Annotated in this window: 16 protein-coding genes and 1 pseudogene; 2 read left to right on the top strand and 15 right to left on the bottom strand. The window is 41.9% G+C overall.

Annotation, left to right across the window (positions count from 1 at the left end):
- Positions 1-17: 17 nt before the first annotated feature.
- The 12 genes from tuaF to IEE86_RS05745 all read right to left on the bottom strand — a co-directional run bounded on the left by tuaF (position 18) and on the right by IEE86_RS05745 (position 14,443).
- Positions 18-695 (bottom strand): teichuronic acid biosynthesis protein TuaF, encoded by a 678-nt coding sequence (tuaF, locus tag IEE86_RS05800; protein WP_191096355.1) that lies wholly within the window; start codon positions 693-695, stop codon positions 18-20.
- Positions 696-767: 72 nt separating this feature from the next.
- Complete coding sequence (tuaE, locus tag IEE86_RS05795) at positions 768-2,225, bottom strand: teichuronic acid biosynthesis protein TuaE (protein ID WP_191096354.1); 1,458 nt, start codon at positions 2,223-2,225, stop codon at positions 768-770.
- A gap of 39 nt (positions 2,226-2,264) precedes the next feature.
- The gene (locus IEE86_RS05790; protein WP_191096353.1) at positions 2,265-3,194 is read right to left on the bottom strand and encodes an NAD-dependent epimerase/dehydratase family protein; all 930 of its coding nucleotides are present in this window, start codon (positions 3,192-3,194) and stop codon (positions 2,265-2,267) included.
- Positions 3,195-3,208: 14 nt separating this feature from the next.
- Complete coding sequence (gene tuaD / locus IEE86_RS05785; RefSeq protein ID WP_191096352.1) at positions 3,209-4,546, bottom strand: UDP-glucose 6-dehydrogenase TuaD; 1,338 nt, start codon at positions 4,544-4,546, stop codon at positions 3,209-3,211.
- Between the two features lie 79 nt (positions 4,547-4,625).
- Complete coding sequence (gene tuaC, locus IEE86_RS05780) at positions 4,626-5,810, bottom strand: teichuronic acid biosynthesis protein TuaC (RefSeq protein WP_191096351.1); 1,185 nt, start codon at positions 5,808-5,810, stop codon at positions 4,626-4,628.
- Positions 5,807-7,258, bottom strand: coding sequence for a teichuronic acid biosynthesis protein TuaB (gene tuaB, locus IEE86_RS05775; protein ID WP_191096350.1), 1,452 nt, complete (start codon positions 7,256-7,258; stop codon positions 5,807-5,809). Before tuaB ends, tuaC begins: the two co-directional genes overlap by 4 nt.
- Positions 7,259-7,276: 18 nt before the next feature.
- The gene (locus IEE86_RS05770; RefSeq protein ID WP_191096349.1) at positions 7,277-7,936 is read right to left on the bottom strand and encodes a sugar transferase; all 660 of its coding nucleotides are present in this window, start codon (positions 7,934-7,936) and stop codon (positions 7,277-7,279) included.
- Positions 7,937-8,135: 199 nt separating this feature from the next.
- Positions 8,136-8,717: a prolipoprotein diacylglyceryl transferase gene (locus tag IEE86_RS05765; RefSeq protein ID WP_411955681.1), complete on the bottom strand. Its 582-nt coding sequence runs from the start codon at positions 8,715-8,717 to the stop codon at positions 8,136-8,138.
- 130 nt (positions 8,718-8,847) lie between these two features.
- Positions 8,848-10,344 (bottom strand): N-acetylmuramoyl-L-alanine amidase, encoded by a 1,497-nt coding sequence (locus IEE86_RS05760; protein WP_191096347.1) that lies wholly within the window; start codon positions 10,342-10,344, stop codon positions 8,848-8,850.
- Positions 10,345-10,471: 127 nt separating this feature from the next.
- The gene (locus IEE86_RS05755) at positions 10,472-11,962 is read right to left on the bottom strand and encodes an N-acetylmuramoyl-L-alanine amidase (protein WP_191096346.1); all 1,491 of its coding nucleotides are present in this window, start codon (positions 11,960-11,962) and stop codon (positions 10,472-10,474) included.
- A gap of 24 nt (positions 11,963-11,986) precedes the next feature.
- Positions 11,987-14,095, bottom strand: a complete 2,109-nt coding sequence (locus IEE86_RS05750; protein ID WP_191096345.1) for a SpoIID/LytB domain-containing protein — start codon at positions 14,093-14,095, stop codon at positions 11,987-11,989.
- 24 nt (positions 14,096-14,119) lie between these two features.
- Positions 14,120-14,443, bottom strand: coding sequence for a hypothetical protein (locus IEE86_RS05745; RefSeq protein WP_035701604.1), 324 nt, complete (start codon positions 14,441-14,443; stop codon positions 14,120-14,122).
- Between the two features lie 182 nt (positions 14,444-14,625).
- On the opposite strand from IEE86_RS05745, the gene tagU reads away from it, so the two are divergent.
- Positions 14,626-15,546 (top strand): polyisoprenyl-teichoic acid--peptidoglycan teichoic acid transferase TagU, encoded by a 921-nt coding sequence (gene tagU, locus IEE86_RS05740; RefSeq protein WP_072367392.1) that lies wholly within the window; start codon positions 14,626-14,628, stop codon positions 15,544-15,546.
- 121 nt (positions 15,547-15,667) lie between these two features.
- On the opposite strand, the pseudogene IEE86_RS05735 reads toward tagU, so the two are convergent.
- Both IEE86_RS05735 and wecB read right to left on the bottom strand, forming a co-directional pair.
- Positions 15,668-15,844 (bottom strand): annotated as a pseudogene (locus IEE86_RS05735) (transposase); the annotation flags it as partial.
- A gap of 63 nt (positions 15,845-15,907) precedes the next feature.
- On the bottom strand, positions 15,908-17,047 hold the full coding sequence (wecB, locus tag IEE86_RS05730) for a non-hydrolyzing UDP-N-acetylglucosamine 2-epimerase (protein WP_191096344.1): 1,140 nt from the start codon (positions 17,045-17,047) through the stop codon (positions 15,908-15,910).
- Between the two features lie 269 nt (positions 17,048-17,316).
- On the opposite strand from wecB, the gene galU reads away from it, so the two are divergent.
- Entirely contained in the window at positions 17,317-18,198 is an 882-nt protein-coding gene (gene galU / locus IEE86_RS05725; RefSeq protein ID WP_034318540.1) for a UTP--glucose-1-phosphate uridylyltransferase GalU, read from the top strand.
- A gap of 26 nt (positions 18,199-18,224) precedes the next feature.
- Here the strand turns inward: galU and tagH are convergent, their stop codons facing one another.
- The gene (tagH, locus tag IEE86_RS05720) at positions 18,225-19,826 is read right to left on the bottom strand and encodes a teichoic acids export ABC transporter ATP-binding subunit TagH (protein WP_191096343.1); all 1,602 of its coding nucleotides are present in this window, start codon (positions 19,824-19,826) and stop codon (positions 18,225-18,227) included.
- Positions 19,827-19,830: the final 4 nt, after the last annotated feature.

Here is a 19,830-nt window from a genome sequence, read left to right as displayed (position 1 = left end):
TCATCTCCAGTTCATCATTAAGATTCTTTGAATACTTCAGGTAACACCACAAACATGAGCGAGATGCTAAAGCCAATGACAAGTCCAAGCAGTGCCCGTTTTTTCGCTGACATGCCTTTATTCCCTTCATCAAGCACCTGGGCTGGATCGACAATCTTTGCCTGCTTCATTCCGAGCTTTGTAGACTCCAATTCGTATAAAAATCGTTCTTTATCTACTTTGGAATCATTGCTGACAGATTCGTCTTCAAGAGCGCTTAATCTACTGTCAATCACCTGCTGCCTTTTTGTAAATAATGCTTTATCTTGCTTTAGAAATGTATCTGATACCTGCTTCACGACAGCCAAAGCGCGATCCTTATCGGCATCTGTGAAAGACAGCTGTAATTGTGTATCTGATTGATTGGTGAGAATGAGGCGGTTTTTCACATCCTGCCTTTCTTCTTCCTTTACATCACTAAGTGCTTCATTCAGAAATGCATCACTTTTTAATAAAGATGTCACTTCTGCCATATTGTTATACACCCCGTCATCATATTTACCAAGTGTGAGGGTAACAGCAGCTGTGTAACTAGACTGCTGGGCTGTTCCTTTGGCAAAAAAGAAACCAAAAGCGCCTAAGATGACAGGCAGCAGCACGAGCCATACAATATACTTTTTGATTCGCTTCCCTATTCTTAACATGAAACCAGACATGTACATTCTCCCAACATTGACGTATTTGCTTTTTCACTAGTGTAGCCATACAAGTTCAGTACCACACACGATTTACCAAGGCTTGAAACGTTGTTTATTTTTCAAAATATTAACCGCTGCGATTACGAGCCCCAAAAATACCCAGTGGAAATATAAATTCGAGACGGAACTAGGACTGATACTTGAGACAAGAAAGCTCAGCATGGCAGCAAACAAACCTTCAATGATCATTTTTGCTGATCTTGTGTCAGCCCATTGGTATTGTTTGTACAGTGTGAACATGAGATAGGCGTACACCGAGATATAACCTAGCATGACCGCAAAGCCGAAATTCGTCATCACCTCTAGCAGCCAATTGTGCACTTCAACGACTTGATCTGTATCAAAGATTGAAAAGTGGGCTAAGTAGTAAGATACATTCCCTGCCCCAACCCCGAAGCCGTATGAATTCGTAAAGAAATGCCATGCATTTTTAATCAAATTCGCTCTCGCAATATTGGACGGGAGTGGTTCACTAAAAGAATGCGCAACCTGAGAAGCGAGAAACAAGTCATAAAAGACCGAATAGATCTTGGCTGAAAAGATAGCGATACAGATGATACCAAGTCCGCCTGCTGCGATGAGTGACCATTTTTTGAGAAAGCGCGGCATCAGTAGCCACACATAAATAGCCACTCCCGCAAATATGCCAAGCAGACTGGCGCGGGATTCTGTTAACAAAATGAGATACAGCGCTGAGATTGCGCCTAATAATCCAAACGCTTTGATATAACCATTTTTCATTTGACGCATGCACGCTAGATACAAGAAAAAGCTAATCGATAAAAACGTCGCAAAGTCATTTTGATTAAAAAAGACAGATGTAGGATAGTGCTGTTTATACGCTGGCCCAAGATATAATGAAGTATTCGGTAAATGGTTCAAGGTAAAGTGATTATAGAACCCAATCCCCATTACAAAAACAGTCATGACCAGCCAAATGCTATAAAAGGTGACAAGCTGATCCATTCGTTGAATGTACATGACCACAAGAAAGACAAATCCCATTCCCATCGCAAGCAGGGACATATATTTCAGACCGTCTGTGACCGAATGAGCCCAAAGCAGTGAGATGAGCCCGTAAAGAAACCAAGCAGCAAAAAAAGCGAGAATGCCTTTTACACGAATCTGCTGCCACTGCAATATGTACGTCCCCTTATCTCTCATCCGCCATATGAATAAAGCAAAGACGGCAATGAGCATGATACGGTAGAGGAAAAGACTAAAGAACCCAACACTAATTGAAAAGAAAGCGTTATTGAGAAAGGTCAATGCAATGAAAAGGTAAATGGCTGACATGAATACTTGATCACCATTCATATATAGCTTCATCAACACGAGAGCTGCTGTGAGTACCACAAGCAGTAACGGAATTGCCACCATCTTCTTTAACCCAAGGGGCTGCGTTGATGCTAGTTGTAGAAGCCCTATCCCTGCTGCAAACAAAATACATCCGATCATGATTTGCCATGCTGTTTGTTTCACACTCATACCCATTTTCCTCCTAAGCCATCCATCCGATTTGAGGGATTAAGCCTTTACTTCCTGTTGATAGTAGGAAATGGTACGAGCCAAACCTTCCTGTAAAGTCACGACAGGCTCCCATGCTAAGACTTGTTTTGTTTCCTCATTTGCCAATGTGCTATGCACGATATCTCCTGCACGCCGCGGCTTATAAATCGGTTCAAGATGTGATCTCGTCACTCGCTTCATCGTTTGAAACAGCTCATTCACAGTGATGGAATCACCACACGAGATATTTAAACAAACGTTTGATTGGGCTGTTAAAGCCGCGACATTCGCTGCTGCTAGATCCCCTACATAGATGAAATCTCTTGTTTGTTCCCCGTCTCCGAAAATGAAAGGTGCTTCATGCTTTGCAAGCTTATCAGAGAAAATAGAGACCACTCCGCCTTCTCCAAGTGCATCTTGACGCGGACCATAGACATTGCTGTACCTGAGAATACAATAGTCCACATCGTAGAGTGATTTTGACAATTCTAAATATCGCTCTACTGTCAGTTTTGCTAAGCCATAAGGTGAACCGGGCTGTAGTGGATGAACGGTGTCTACTGGTAGATAAACCGGGTCTCCATAGACAGCAGCTGAAGAAGCAAACACCACTTTCTCCACCCCGGTTTCAGCCGCTGCTTTTAAGACGTGCAGGGACCCTTTAATATTGACCTCTTCGTCATAAACGAAATTTTGAACCGACACGGCTACACTCACTTGCGCTGCAAGATGAATGATATAATCCGGTGCCAATTGTTTGATCAGCTCAACCGTTTCTGACTTTGTGACATCTGCCTCAATGCATCGAACGGGAAGATGGGCAATATTTTCCCGAGATCCAGTTGAAAAGTTATCAAGAACGATGGGCTCATAGCCTTTTTCTAGTAAAGCCTCTACCGTATGTGACCCAATAAATCCGCTTCCCCCAGTAACCAATACTTTTTTCATCCAAGTTCCCCCTATTATTGTGCCTTCGATACCAATTCTGTTTCCCATACGCCTGGGCGGCCGATAGACTGGTAAATAAATCCTCTCTCTTTCATTTCTGCTGGATCAAACAAATTCCTTCCATCAATTAAAATGGGTGAGCGAAGCAGCTGCTTGATTTGTTCCTTATCCATTCTCTGTACGTCATCCCATTCTGTTAGGATGAGACAAGCATCTGTATCTTTCACTGTTTCATAGAGATCGTTGCTGAAGATCGCCTGCGTACCAAGCTCTCTTTCCGCTTCTACATAAGCAACCGGATCATAGGCTTTCACAAATGCACCTAGCTCTCTTAGCATCGGGATAATATCTAAAGCCGGCGCAGAACGCATATCATTTGTGTTCGGTTTAAATGCGAGACCTAAGACAGAAATGGTTTTTCCTTTAATATCACCGAACACACTCATGAGCTTGCTGACAAGGTGGGCTCGTTGGTTGTTGTTCGTTTCAATCACGGATTCGATCAGCTTGAACCGGTAGCCAGCTGTTTCGGCAATTTTGAGAAGAGCCATCGTATCTTTTGGGAAACAAGAGCCCCCAAATCCAATGCCCGCTTTTAAAAATTTATGCCCGATGCGGCTGTCTAATCCAACGCCTTCGCTGACCTTTTCGACATCAGCACCCACTCGCTCGCAAATATTCGCAATGTCATTGATGAAGGAGATTTTTGTGGCAAGCATGGCATTTGCCGCATACTTAATCATTTCTGCACTTTCTAAGTTGGTTTCTACAATCTCTGTTTGAAACGGATCATGCAATTTTTTGATGATGGTCGATGCATAGGTGCTTGTCGAGCCAATTACCGCTCGCTCCATATTCATCGTGTCTTGAATCGCAGAGCCTTCTCTGAGGAACTCCGGATTCGATACGACGTCAAAGGGATATTTACTACGTGACGCTTTTTCGACAATGGCTTGAACAAGACGCCCTGTTCCAACGGGTACTGTGCTTTTATTGACGATGATTTTATAGCCATTTAGATGTTCACCGATCGTTTGAGCGACGGCTTTTACGAACGTTAAATCCGCTTCCCCCTGCGGTGTCATCGGTGTTCCTACGGCAATATAGATAATTTCTGATTCACGGATTGCGGCAGGAATATTGGTTGTAAAACACAGTCTTCCTTCTTCTGTATTCTTTTCAATCAATTCCTTTAACCCCGGTTCATAAATGGGAACGACACCACTTTTTAAGCTGTTGATTTTTGATTCATCGATGTCACAGCAGATGACGCGATTTCCGATATCAGCAAAACAAGTACCCGATACTAACCCGACATACCCTGTTCCAATCACAGCAATTTTCTTCAACATTTTTCATCCTCTCAGTAAAAGCATATTGTCCGTTCCAAGCTGTTTATCTATCTATCATTCTTTGCACATTTCATCCTGTTTAAACGATGGATGTTGATTCATTGAGCACCTTTTCATATTGCCGAATGAGATGCTTCGCATTATTTGTTGATGAATATTCAGTATGAACCCTTTCATAAAGCTCGTTCTTCACTTGCTCATTCCATTTGTTTTCATAAAGACACGCGTGAATCGCCTCTTTTAGCTGACTCGTTGAACGCGGTTCAATGAGCAGATGTTGATAAGTAGAAAATAAGGATGGGAGACCACCAACTCGTGTCGCAATGACAGGTACTTTTAAAGCAAGCGCCTCAAGGACGACGGTCGGCATTCCTTCACTATAGGAAGGAAGTGCAAACAGGTCGGCTGCCATTAAGTAGTCTTTCACCTGATCATTTGGCACCTGTCCTGGAAGTAAAAGTGATTCCCCGGCTCGTTCAGTTAGTTCCTTTGCAAGAGGGCCTTTTCCGACAAAGACCGCTTTCACACCATCCATCCCACTGACAGCATCAGCTAATTCAAGTAGGCCCTTCTCTTTGACTAAACGACCAACAAACACAACGAGCTTGTCATGAAGTGGTAAGCCTAACTGCTTTCTGATGACTTCTGGATCTTCTTCCGTTTTAGAAAATGACTGGAGCGGAATACCAAGCGGGAGAAATTGCGCGTCCACCTTTGTCATGTCATTTGTCTTTTTTGCCAGTTCCTCACTCACAGTCAGAACAGCAGATGCCTGTTTCACCGCTGTTTCAAAGGCTGTGAAAGCTCCTTTGCTATAACTCGGATACACGTTCACATCACTGCCGTGTAAGGTCAAAAGATACGGGATATGCGCTTCTTTTTGAATGACAGCCGCCGCTCCGCCAGACGGCATGGCAAAGTGCGCATGGATAAAATCTGGTGATAGCTGATGACGCCGCATTGCGCAGAGAACAGAAGCCGCTATTCGTTTACTCGGCTGTGCCCATTTCAGCTGTCCGGGGAGCGCTGTATAGGGCGGCCTGTAAACTGGCACTCCGCATCGCACTTCCTGTTCGGGAAGGTTTTTTTTCTGCCGGTAAGATGCCTTTAGCATCCGCAAGACGGGCGGGTTCACTGGATTGGGACAAATGACAGTCACTTCAACTCCTTGTTTGATCAACTCCTGCACTTGTGTTTCGTGAAAGACACCCTCACTCGGATGTTTTTCACTAGGATATACACTTGTCAGCCATAGCACCTTCATGACGAACGACCTCTTCTCAATAATTTACCTGCAACCTGTGGATACATTTTGATGAGCATCAGACCATACAAAGCAGCACTGAAACAAACAGTCAATAGTAATTGAAGTGACATATCTGCTGACGTCCGCTTCATCCCTTGATGTAAAGCTACCGCACAGACGGCCATGAGCAGCGTCATGACAGCAGGCTTTCCAAGTGATCTTAGATACACTTTCATATCAAGCTGAATGACGTAGGCCATGAGCCATCTGCCAACAATGAAGTTCAGCAGGCTGACACCTGAGTAAATCCAAGCCACCGTGAGCAGACTGCCTGTGCTGACGGCTACATACAATGCGCATCCATATACGATGAGCATCCCTGTATCCCAATAAAAGGCTAAATCTGCTCTCCCTTTTGCAAGGAGTATTGATCCGTTTGGATTCATCAGCACACGCAGAAGGCCGACAATGCACAAGATATTAAGAACCGGAACGGATACGAGCCATTTCTCTCCAAACACTACTTCTATAAAGCTATCTGATACGGCAGCAAGGCCGATTAATAACGGAAAGCTAATTAAGGCGAGCATATTCGTCATACTTAGGAAGCCCTCGCGGAGCATGGAGTGATCACGCTGACTTTTTGCGAAAACTGGAAAAGCCACTCTTGTCACAATCGGATTAATTTTCAGCACGGGGATCGTCACAATTTGATAAGCCAAGCTGTAAACACCTAACGCCTCCGCTCCAAGAAATCGACCGATTAAAATCATGTCAATGTTCGACCCTGCTCGATTGACGAGCCTTGATGCCAGCTGGAAAGCACCGAATGAGAAAAATTCTTTCACTTCTCCTAATGCAAAAACGGGTGCGGGACGCCACTTTTTCCAATAAGCTGCTGCATACATGAGCCCTTTTCCGGATTGCAACAACACTTGAGAGATGACATAAGCAACAATCGGATTGATGAAAAAAGCGAAAGCGAGTAAAACGAGCAGCGACATGATGGTCGCAATGGCTTCAATGGTACTTAATGTTTTAAAGGCTAAGTCCTTTTGCATCATATATTGATATTGCTGGCCAATTGGAGCAATGAGAAACATGATCGACAATAGCTTGAGCAGACCCTCTAGTTCAGGACGGTCATAAAAGGCGGCAATCATCGGACTTACTAGGATGAGTAAACAAAACAAGACAATCCCTGTGAGCAAGTTGATCCAATATAATGTAGATAATTGACGATCTGTTGTTTGTTCCTTTTGAATGATCGCTGCACCGATGCCTAGATCAAGTAAAATCTGCGTAAATATTGTAACAGTGGTGATCATGCCAACGAGTCCAAACTCTTTGAGTGACATCACATTTCCTAAAAAAGCAAATTGCGCAATTTGGATAATGGTAATGATCAATGCGGACAAGCTTGTCCATTTTGCCCCGCCTAGCATGCGATTTTTCATACTTGCCATTTCTCTTCCCTACTTTACTTATCTGGCTCCGTCACCAGTCATGATGACTTTTAACGTTTTTACCATAATCTTCGTGTCGAGAGAAAATGTCAAGTTTTGAATATACTGTAAGTCGTGTGATAACTTTTCACTTGGACTCATTTCATATCCACCATTTACTTGAGCAAGACCTGTCAGCCCTGGCTTCACCGCCAGTCTTTTTGTAAAGCCTGGAATCGTACGGTTAAATTCTGCGGTAAACATTGGTCTTTCCGGCCGCGGACCTACGATGCTCATTTCTCCTTTTAACACGTTGATAAATTGCGGGAGTTCATCAATTCTTGTTTTACGGATGAATGCCCCCACTTTGGTGATACGCGGGTCATTTTTTTGTGCCCATTTTGCTCCTCCGCTCTCTGCGTCAGTTCTCATCGATCTGAGCTTCCATAATTGAAAGTAAACACCATCTTTCCCCACCCTTTCCTGCATATAAAAGGCTGGCCCCGGTGTTTCTAACTTAATCAAAAGGGCAAACAGCAAAATGATTGGTGTACTCAACATCAATCCGATGAACGAGAACACTATATCTATGAAACGTTTTGCAAATAAATAACGAACCATATGTTCTGTTAAGGCAAAAGAGTGGTTTCGTCTCACTTCATATTCTCTATAAAGATTCATCGCTTTCTCTGCACTCACTGACCTGCACCTCACCATTCAAAGTAGTTGTTGTGTAAAGAGATGTTCTATGAAAGTCAGTTTATCAGAGCAACATTAAGCAAATGTAAATGCGCTGTTAAGTCTTGTAAAAGTGTGTTAAGAATGTGCACTTATATCAAGTTATGCCCTTTTAAACGTAAAAAAGACCCGCAATTGTGCGGGTCTACGGGTCACTTCTTTATTTTGCTTTTACGGATTCGATCGTTTTCAATCGAAGTGTTCCGTTTGCATCTTTTGTATAGGTGACTTTCACTTTTGATTCTTCTTTTAAGCTGTTTACTTGTTTAGAAAATGTATTTCCGAATTGAATGGCTACTTCTTTTCCATCAATATTGACAGCAATTGTATGTCCATCAGCCAAACCGACATATGTGCCTTCTTTGGTGACTTCATTTTTCTTATTTGTTGTTGATTCTTTCTTTGTTTTAGACTCAGCTTTTGATTGATCCTTTGCAGGTTCTTCTTTTGTGATTTCTTTACTTGAGCTTTCTTTTGCATCTTCATCTGATTGACCTGCTTGGTCTTCTGTTTTAGCAGTCGTTTCCTTGCTTGGATCATCTGCCTTTTCACTTGCAGACTGATCTTCCTTTTTTTCGTCAGATGCATTTTCTTTGTTTTGATCAGACGCTTCAGTTGTTTCTTTTTTGCTGTTATCCTTATTGTTATCGCTTGATTGATTTGTTGTGCCGCATGCTGTGAGCACTACACCTAGAAGCAATACTAGAAACGGCATTGTGATTAATTTTTTCAATATTGTCACCTCTTCATGATTTGTCGATTTGCTGTCGCCTGAAGGTAAATATGTAAAAAATCCACCCTCTATGTTTCAATTATAACAAAGATAACCTGAATTGAAATGTATTTTTAACTTGACACACCTTTCATTCGGCTTATTTTGATTCAAAGTAATTGGATACACCAGTAGTGATACCAGAAGCTAGCCGATCCTTAGCAGTGGTTGATTTTAAGATACTTGCATCAATTGGACTTGTCACAAAGCCTGTTTCTAGCAAGATGCTTGGCATTTTGGAATACTTGATGACGTAGAACCCCGCTATTTTTACACCCCGATCTCTTGTACCAAGGGCACTGACCATCCGGGGCTGGACCTTTTGCGCCAGCTTGAAACTATTGCCTGCCGCATACGTCGCATCATAATACGTCTCTGTTCCATTTGCAGCGCTGTTATCATTTGCATTGGCGTGAATACTGATGAACACATCAGCACTGGCCTGTGCCCCTTTGCTGACACGCGTTTGCAAGGAATCAAATGTATCCGATGTTCTAGACATGACAGTGAGGGCACCCGCTTGGTTGAGCCTCGTTTGCAGCTTTAACGCCACTTCTAAATTCACGTTTTTTTCAAGCAGACCATTTCCTACCGCTCCAGCATCCTGTGCACCATGGCCTGGATCAATAAAAATCGTTTCGCCTAATACCGCATTTTTCAGCTGTGTGATGACATTGGATTGAATGGTTGATGTTCCGCCTACCACAGAAAATGTTGACATCTTTTTTGTTCCAATGACTCTCCTGATAGCGTCTGGCACCGTTTGAGCGTCTGTGAGTAGAAGGGTTTGTCCCTGTTTGGCTGCTAAACTTGCCGCAGCTGCTGCATCTGCATAGGCATAGCCATTACTCATATACGTTTGGCTTGTCTTCATTGGGTATGCTTTGACAATACGAGCAGACACCTCATGCCGATTGGCCCCGCTGATTCTCACTGGTGACGGGAGCTTTTGATACGCTGTTTTATTCACGCTTGCTTCTCCGCCGATCACAATGGTCCGCTTGACCGCTTTGCTTTTTAATAGATTGGCTGTTTCCTGCCGCAGTCCTTTCGCATCTGTTAATAAAATCGGATAGCCTTGTTTTGCAGCGTATGGCGCAATCGCTACAGCATCTGCATAAGCAGAACCATTCACGACCACAGCTACACCAGCACTCTTCATTTGCTTTGCAACATTTGCTGCCAATTCATACCGATTCTTTCCTTGAATACGTGATACTGCTAAATTCATCGCTTTTAGCTGCGTCACAACTTTCTCAGAAATGCTCGCGGTCCCGCCAAGAATGATGACCCGTTTCGTTTTCAGCTGCTGTAGACCTGACTTTGTTGCACCTGAAAGACTGCCCGTATTCGTTAACAGAACAGGGGCGCCTTGCTGAAAGGCATATGGCACAGCACTCAGGGCATCTGCATAAGCATCACCGCCCACTAGCACAACTGTAGGCGCTTCTGGCCAGCCCTTTTTGGCAGCATTTACTGCCACCTCATACCGATTCTTTCCTTCTATCCTCGATACTGTGTGCTGGGCAAATGCAGCTGGTGCATACAAACAAAATGAAATAAAAATAAGTAAAAGACATTTAATAGAAAAACGCATGAAGTCAACCTCCTTGGTTTGAACCCTTCACCCTGGAATCACTTCATCGACTTTTGAAAAAAGGCTGCCGAGAGACGTTCTCGAGCAGCCTAGAGGAGTATGTTAGACACCCCTCATGTATGTGTTCTTATCTAAAATAGCCTGACACGCCGCTTGAAATACCTGATGCTAATCGATCTTTATACGTGGCAGATTTTAAAATATTTGAATCAACTGGACTAGAAACAAAACCTGTTTCTAAGAGAACACTTGGCATCTTAGAATATTTAATGACGTAGAAGCCAGCTGTTTTTACACCACGGTCTCTTGTACCTAGTGCACTGACCATTTTCGGCTGAATGTTTTGTGCCAGCTTCAGGCTGTTTGCAGACGCATATGTTTTGTCATAATACGTTTCTGTTCCATTTGCACTGCTGTTATCATTTGAGTTCGCATGGACACTAATGAAGATATCTGCATTTGCTGACGCACCTTTGCTCACTCGCGTTTGAAGACTGTCGAATGTATCTGATGTTCTAGACATCGTCACGAGTGCACCTGCGTTGTTTAATTTCGTATTTAAACGCTTGGCTACATCTAAATTCAAGTTCTTTTCATATAATCCGTAGCCTACAGCTCCTGAATCATGAGCGCCATGACCTGGGTCAATGAATACTTTCTTCCCGACGACAGGATTTTTCAATTGGTTCACAACAGTTGGTGTCACCGTATTTGTACTGCCTACAACAGTAAATTTGGTGATTTTTTTACTGCTAATTGTTGCTCTTGTTACTTTTGGTAATGTCTTTTCATTCGTTAGAAGTAATGCTTTGTTTTGCTTCGCTGCAATTCCTGCAGCAGACGATGAAGTGGCATAGCCAAATCCTCTTGAGACATACGTGTTATTGATACTCATATTGTATTTCTTCACAATATTCGCAGCGACATCATAACGAGTAGAGCCTTTGATGCGCGTTGGAGATTTCAACTGATTGTAAGCTGCCTTTGTGACGTAATTCTCTCCGCCAACTACAATGGTTTGTTTGACATTGCTCGCTTTTGCAACAGACGCGATTTCAGAACGAAGTCCCTTTTTATCTGTGTATAGAATTGGGAATCCTTTTTGTGCCGCTACAGGTGCAATCGCAATTCCATGCGCATAGAAGGAACCTTCAACAACAACGACGCCTGCTGGCTTGTTCATTTTTTTCGCGATATTCGCAGATAGCTCATATCGGTTTTTTCCTGATATACGCTGTGTAGAGATGCCCATTTTCTTCACTTGATTGACCACATTGTTTGACACACTTGATGTGCTGCCTAAGACGATGACCGTCTTTGTCTTTAATGCGGTTAAGGCTTTTTTCGTATCACCTGAAAGGCTGTTACTGTTTGTGTAAAGAACTGGTCCATTTTTTTGATGTGCAAGTGGAATTCCTGCCGTTGCATCTGCATACGCCGTTTTCCCTACTAAAACGACTGTACTAGCCGTTCCCCATCCTTTTTTCGCTACGTTTGCCGCTACAGCATACCGGCTCCCACCGTCAATTCGTGAGACGGAATTATCTGCCGAAGCTGTTGGAACGATAACGAAAATGGCGATGAGGCTGAGGATGGCTGTTTTCATGATTGAGCGCATCTTCTAAGTCCTCCTTTTTACCTTTTAATAGTTTGTTAGTTTCGTACCTGGATAGTAGAACGAAAGTATAGAAGAATATGAGTTTCCTGATTCAGCTCTAGCTTTGGCGCCGTATTGGCTCATGCCAATGCCATGACCATACCCTTTTCCTGAAATCGTGAAGTCATTTGTATTGTTTTTCACTGACGCAAACGTGCTTTTGACCTTTGTTGCGCCCATGACTGATCTAAACTCTGTCATCTTCATACTTGCTGTTGTGCTTTTATTCACTGAATACGTGCCTGTTTTGTTTTTCAAATGGTATGTCAGCTTGATCGATACCGTCTTTGCACGCTGGCCTTTTGTTTTTCCTGAGAACGTCAGGCTTGAGATTGATGCAATTTTCATATCAGATGCTGCTGTTTCTTTGTTTTTGAGCAGCCATGATTTGAGACCAGCAAGGTCAGCTGCATTTGTCTCTTTTGCCTTAGACCACTGGGATGCTGCTGTACTTGTAGTTAACGCGCTACCTAATTGTTTTTTAGAGAGCTTCAGTGTCCAAGCATTGACCGGATCTTTAGTATCCTTTTTGGCCACTAAGTACGGAAGTGCATTTGCCCACACTTCTTCACTTGCCTCTGTATACCCGCCATTACTAGAATAATAGGTTGCTGAAATGAGCTGATTGTTGTATTTCAAAACCTTTCCTTTTGTGGCATCGACAGCTTTTGTTGAATTTGTGTACCAGTTATATCCTCCATAAACTTGGAAGGCTGTTGTATCAGGTACGACTTTTCCAATACTTTTCACTGAATACGTTCTAGCGGCAACCGCCTGTGCTTTTAATGCTTCAACATGCCAGCTTGCCGGCATTTCATTTGGCACAACACCTTTTAGATAGTCTTCAAATGGAATATTTTCGAGCGTCGGCCTGATATTGCCTGATTCAATTGCAAAATTTACATTGCCTAAGTAAGGCTTTCCTGCAATTTGAAGGACATTTTTCGTTGAATATTTCTCAGGAACAACTCTTACCGTGTTATACGTCTTTATGCCTTTTAATGAAATTTTTCCGTTAGAAATATTCAATTGGTAGTTTTGATTTTTTTTCAGATAAACTTGTTTGGCTAATGAATTTTTCAAGCTATCTTTAATCGCACTTGTGCTACCAGCAAGATGGTAAGCATATGTACCTTTTTCTTTCAGCAATGCTTTTAACGATGCTGTAACAGAATCCGGTTTTACATACACGACGGTACTGTTAGATTTTGCAGCCAATTGCGACAGCGGCATTGCATAAATATAGCTAGAGGCTTTTGCCAAATAGACTTTATCTGCATTGATATTTAATTTCTTGATAATATTCACAGATAATTCATAGCGATTGGCTCCGCTGATTCGTGTCACCTGTGAGGTTTTTTTGATTTGATTCTCTACTTTTTGTCCAGTACTTTTCGTACTGCCGATGATGATGACTTTACTTGGCATTTTGTAAGTCGGAATGGAATCTTTTTTTGTTAACAGGATTGGGTATCCCTTTCTCGATGCATAGGATGCGATCGCAATCCCATTCATAAATGAGTTCCCGCCGACAACGACAGCTTGTTTATAGTTACCCATTTCTTTAGCGATTTTTTGGGAGATTTCAAATTTGTCTTTTCCACTAATGCGTCTGACTTTGCCATACTTTTTAATAGATTTCTCAGCAGCCGTTGAAATACTTTTCGTATTACCGACAATCAGGATGTTATCCGGCTTCATTTTCTTCAGCTGGTTTTCTGTTGTTTTCGTAAGCCTTTCTATGTTCGTATACAAAATGGGGGCGCCCAGTTTGTATGCTAACGGTGATACTGAAATGGCATGATCAAATGCATCTCGGCTGACAATGACAACGGTTGAAGGATTTTTCCAACCAGCTTCAGCAATACTATTGGCAACCTCGTAACGATTTTTGCCATCATATCTTTTCGTAACAGCCACATTCGATCCGGAAAGCTTGTATTCTCCAGTTGTGGATAGATCTATACTTTTTTTGTTTCCGATATAATTAGACAATTTCACTGAAATGGTCGAGCTAGCCATGGCAGACTGAAAAGGTGCAATTAGTAGAGTCAATGTCATGAGAACAATAAGTGTAATGCCTGTTTTCTTCAATTTTGTTCATCCCGCCCATCTTTTTTACTTCTGTTTTTCTATCTTCTGAATTTCCTTTTGACCACTGTCATTGATAAAGTAAGAGATTTCTACTTTGTCACCTGGTTTAAATTCATTTAACACATCTTTAAAATTATCCGTAAACTCATAGCTTAATGTCGTATTCACTTTTTTCACTTCGACTGTATGTGCATCAGCCATTCCAATAAATTCAGCTTTTTCTTCCAGCACCTGAGGAGTTGAACTGCTTGTCTTGTTTTCTCCTGAGGACTGCTCAGCCGTTCCACATGCTGTGAGCACGATACCTAGTAGTAGTATTAAGAACGGTAAAACGACGATTTTCTTCATTTTTTTCACCTCATGTCTTTGTATCGTCTTATAACTTAATATTTTAAGGTAAATTTAAGGTTTTTTGAAACCTTTTTTTTGTTACAACGTCTATATCTAGGTTCAGAGTAAAAAAATAACTTGTTTATCAAGATTCGTAAACCTATAATCATGGAAGAATCATAGAAAAGGTGAGGGACATTATGAGAGCTGAGAGAAAAAGAAAGAAGAAAAAGGTTCTTTGGATTGTTTTATCGATTATTGGCTTATTCGTATTAGCAACTGGCGGATACGCATATCATCTTTGGAACACAGCAGCATCGACCGTCGCAGGCATTCAGGAAAACTTAAAGAAGTCAGATAAGCGTGACAAAGATGTCGATTTAAGTAAAAAAGACCCGATTTCTATTTTAGTCATGGGTGTCGACGAAAGAAAAAATGACCGAGGCCGTGCAGATACATTAATATACATGACAGTAAATCCAAAAACCAAAACAACCGAGATGGTGAGTATCCCGCGTGATACGTATACAAAGATTGTTGGGAAAGGCACAATGGATAAAATCAACCACTCCTATGCATTCGGCGGCACACAAATGGCAGCTGACACAGTAGAGGAACTGCTTGATGTACCTGTTGATTACTTTGTCAAAGTCAATATGGAAAGCTTCAAAGATATTGTCGATACACTTGGCGGTATTACGGTGAATAGCACGTTTGCTTTCAGCTATGACGGACATTCATTTGGTACAGGAGAGATTAACCTGAATGGGGATCAAGCCCTTGCCTATACAAGAATGAGAAAACAGGATCCAAAAGGTGACTTCGGACGTCAGCAAAGACAGCGCCAAGTCATTGAAGGAATCATCGCAAAGGGTGCGAACATTTCATCTATTACGAAGTTCGGCGATATGTTCAAAGTCGTGGAAAACAATATGAAGACAAACATGTCCTTTGACGATATGTGGACGATGATGAATGATTATCGTGATGCAAGACAGAACGTGAAGCAGCACGAGCTGAAAGGAACGGGTACACGAATCAATAATATTTATTACTACCAGCTTGATGAAAGCAGTCTTGCGAAAGTGAAGAAGGAATTGAAGGAAAGTTTGGAGCAGTAAAAAAGAAGACTACATTCCTGTAGTCTCAGATTGTAGAGAAACTCATGTTTTTCTACAATCTTTTTTATTTTCAGCGCAAGTATGATGGGATGGAATTTAATGAAAAAGGCCTCCCACACACCTAGCCTAGCTTCGCTAGGTGTGTGGCAATCTTCTTCATGTTCTGACACGCAGCTGTGAGAAGCACTTGCTCACTCACGTTTTGTTTTCCCCTTAACCGGCAGTAGCGAAGCCCATGCAGTTGTTTTGAATCTGCAAAGCTTCGCTCTATTTTTTCTTTTCTTTTTTTATATAAGGAAAAAATAAAGCTGTCGAGATTTTCTCGACAGCCTGAAGACTACATTCCTGTAGTCTTCTTTTTTTATGATTGGAATGGGGCTGGTTTTTCGTCACTTAAGCCAAAACGATGCAGGAGTTCTTGGACGATTCGTTTCGATGCTTGTCCATCACCATAAGGGTTAGAAGCCTTCGACATCTTGTCGTATTCCTGCTGGTCTTCTAACAGCTCTTTTGCCATCTGATAAATGGTTTCCTCATCTGTTCCTGCAAGCTTAAGCGTTCCAGCTTTCACGCCTTCTGGGCGTTCTGTTGTATCACGCAGCACCAATACTGGTTTCCCTAAGGACGGAGCCTCCTCTTGCACACCGCCAGAATCCGTTAAAATAAAGTGTGAAGCTGCTGCAAAGTTATGGAAATCAACCACTTCGAGCGGTTCAATTAAGTGCACTCGATCGAGATCATTGAATTCCGTCTGAGCCGCATCACGAACAGCAGGATTTAAATGAACAGGGTAAACGACCTGAACATCTTCGAACTCTTCTACAACACGTCTAATCGCTCTAAACATGTTTTTCATCGGCTGACCAAGATTCTCTCTGCGATGAGCCGTTAATAAAATCATTTTGTCTGTGCCTATTTTCTCTAAAATAGGATGTTGATACTGTTCTGTGACCGTTGTTTGCAAAGCATCAATGGCTGTATTCCCTGTCACACAAATGGTCTCTTCTTTTTTATTTTCGATTAAAAGATTATGCTTCGCCTCATCTGTAGGAGCAAAATGAATATCGGCGATAGTGCCTGTCATTTGTCGGTTCAATTCCTCTGGGAACGGCGAGTACTTATTGTGTGTTCTTAAACCAGCTTCGACGTGACCGACTGGAATTTGGTGATAGAACGCAGCCAAGCTTCCTGCAAAGGTTGTCGTTGTGTCTCCATGGACAAGGACAATATCAGGTTTTTCCTCTTGGAATAATTGATCTAGTTTCAACAGTGCGTTTGAAGTGATTTCTGATAATGTTTGGCGCTGCTTCATGATGTTTAGATCATGATCTGGCGTAATAGAAAAAGCCTCAAGGACTTGATCAAGCATTTCTCTATGCTGAGCTGTTACAGTAACAATTGAATTTATCTGTGGATGTTTATTTAGTTCAAGGACAAGTGGTGCCATTTTAATTGCTTCAGGTCTAGTACCGAAAATAGTCATTACATTTAGTTTTTTCACTTGTTTATGCCTCTTTCCTAGTATAGTACTTTCAATTATACACAATTTGGCGGATAAATTTAATGATATAAAAAAAGAAATTTACATTGAATTAACGGTAAATTTCTTTTTCCTTTACATTTAACATATAAAATATGAATTATCTAAAATTCATTTTAGTGAAATCATTTGTCTTTCCTATGATTTGTAAGTTACACTTTAATCAGACGACCAAGAACAAACATGGATTTATTAAATCGGTTATCTATGTAAGGAAGGTGCAAAGTTCATTGAAAAAAGTACGTAAAGCCATTATACCAGCTGCAGGTCTTGGGACACGTTTCCTGCCTGCAACAAAGGCCATGCCTAAGGAAATGCTACCAATCGTTGATAAACCAACCATTCAATATATTATTGAAGAAGCTGTTGAATCAGGAATTGAAGACATTATTATCGTGACTGGAAAAGGAAAAAGAGCCATTGAGGATCATTTCGATTTTGCACCAGAGCTAGAGCGGAACCTTGAGGAAAAAGGGAAAAGTGAGCTTTTAGAAAAGGTGAGAAAGTCCTCTAATATTGCCGACATTCATTACATACGTCAAAAGGAACCTAAAGGACTTGGACACGCCGTTTGGTGCGCACGCAACTTTATCGGTGATGAACCTTTTGCTGTTTTATTAGGTGATGACATTGTTCAAGCTGAAACACCTGGGCTTCGCCAGCTAATGGATGAATACGAAAAAACTCTTTCATCTGTGATAGGCGTTCAGCAGGTAGCAGACAGCGATACGCATCGCTACGGGATTATTGACCCTCTTACACAAGAAGGGCGCCGCTATCAAGTGAAAAACTTTGTTGAAAAGCCGCCGCAAGGAACAGCTCCATCGAACTTAGCCATCTTAGGCCGCTACATTTTCACGCCAGAGATCTTTATGTATCTCGATCAACAAGAAATTGGTGCAGGCGGAGAAATTCAACTGACAGATGCTATCCAAAAGCTGAATGACATCCAGCGTGTATTTGCCTACGATTTTGAAGGAAAACGATACGATGTCGGTGAGAAGCAAGGCTTCATCGAAACGACTCTCGAGTTTGCCCTTCAGGATGAAGACCTGAAAAAGAAGCTCATTCCATTTATGAAACAGCTTCTTGAAAAAGAAGAAGCCAATTAAAAAAAGCTGCCGGCATCGGCAGCTTTTTATTTGAGCGCTGAAATAGTCAGCGTATGCTGTTCATTGTCAATGACAAACAGGTTGTTTTCGCCCTTCACTGCGAATTTCGTTTGTTTCTCATTCATCCAGACATTTTGTTCGGTCAGCCCAAGTGTTGAAGGAGAAATTGGCATAATATCGCGGAACACAATTTTATTCGCCTGTCCATTTTGAATCACATAATCGGTTTTCTCAGTGGTCAGTCGCTCAATGGTATCACCTTGTTCACTTTTGATCGAGCTCAGCGTTTGCATTCTTTGCTTGAGCACAGATTCTTCTTTTCCAAGGAAAGAAAGTAAATACTCATACGAACCTGCTGATGCAGGTGATACGTAGGAATTGAACTGTCCTGGTCCAATGGATAAAGACTTTAGATCATCTGCGGTTTGAAGGGCACCAGGTTTGACAAAATACGTCTTTGACGCTGTTTTGATTTGAACGGTTTGTTTATTTTCAGCCACAGCCTGCACTTCTTGTCCAAACGGTAACTTGACGTCTGCCTTTTTTTTCATGGCTTGATCTTTGTAAACCGTCATTGGATCTGCCGTGACAATCACCTGTTGATCCACCTTTTTCATATGAGGCGCACCCTTTGTCTGCTGGTTCTTTGACTGAGGCACTTCTGTCTGATTTGATGGAATTGCACCAAATGTCGCCAGCGTACGAAGCGGGCGATCCGAAAACATAGAAAGGGCAAGCAAAATAGTTAGGACGGCTAGAATGGTCACTTGAAACCCTGGTCCAAAAAATGAACGTCGTTTCCCGTTTTCATTATAACGAGACACCTTTGCTGTCTTTTGTACGCCTTTGCGGCCTTCCTTGTGTTTCAGTTGATATTCTTTTTTCTCTTTCTTAGAAAGCTTGTTAAACCAATCAACAAACTCCTTATATTCTTTCACGACCTTTTTCGTCTCATCAAACATACGAAGCTCACCATAATGCATCCAAGCCACCCGGTCACAGATTTTTTGGATTTGGCTAATGGAGTGACTAACAAAAAAGATCGTCTTTCCTTGTTCCTTGAATTCTGTGATTCGATCGACACATTTTTGATAAAAGGTTTGGTCTCCTACAGATAACGCTTCATCAATAATCAGGATATCTGGATCGATATGTGCTGAAATGGCAAAGCCTAGACGGGATTTCATTCCGCTTGAATAGCTTTTTACAGGCTGATCGATAAAGTCACCAATATCTGCAAACTCTACGATTTTTTCATAAAGCTCGTCTATTTCCTTATTCGTCAGCCCCATCATTAAGCACTTTAATCGAATGTTGTCTTTACCGCTCAACTGATTGTTCAGCCCTGCCGCAATGGCAATTAACGAAGGTTGCCCGTCCATATCAATTTCACCACTTGTCGGTGGAATGATTTTCGCTAGAAGGTTCGACATCGTTGATTTTCCAGATCCATTGATTCCTACAAAACCAATCGTCTCGCCTTCATATACATCAAAGGACACATCACGAACAGCAAAGAAACCTTTTTCATTTTTATTAGGAAAAAACAGTCCTTTGATCTTGTCCGACTGCTTTTTATATAAGACGTATTGCTTGGATACGTTTCGAAACGAAACCTTTAGTTTCATCGTA

Source organism: Bacillus crepusculi (assembly GCF_014764715.1).
GTDB lineage: Bacteria > Bacillota > Bacilli > Bacillales > Bacillaceae > Bacillus.
This window is presented reverse-complemented; position numbering and strand designations above follow the sequence as displayed.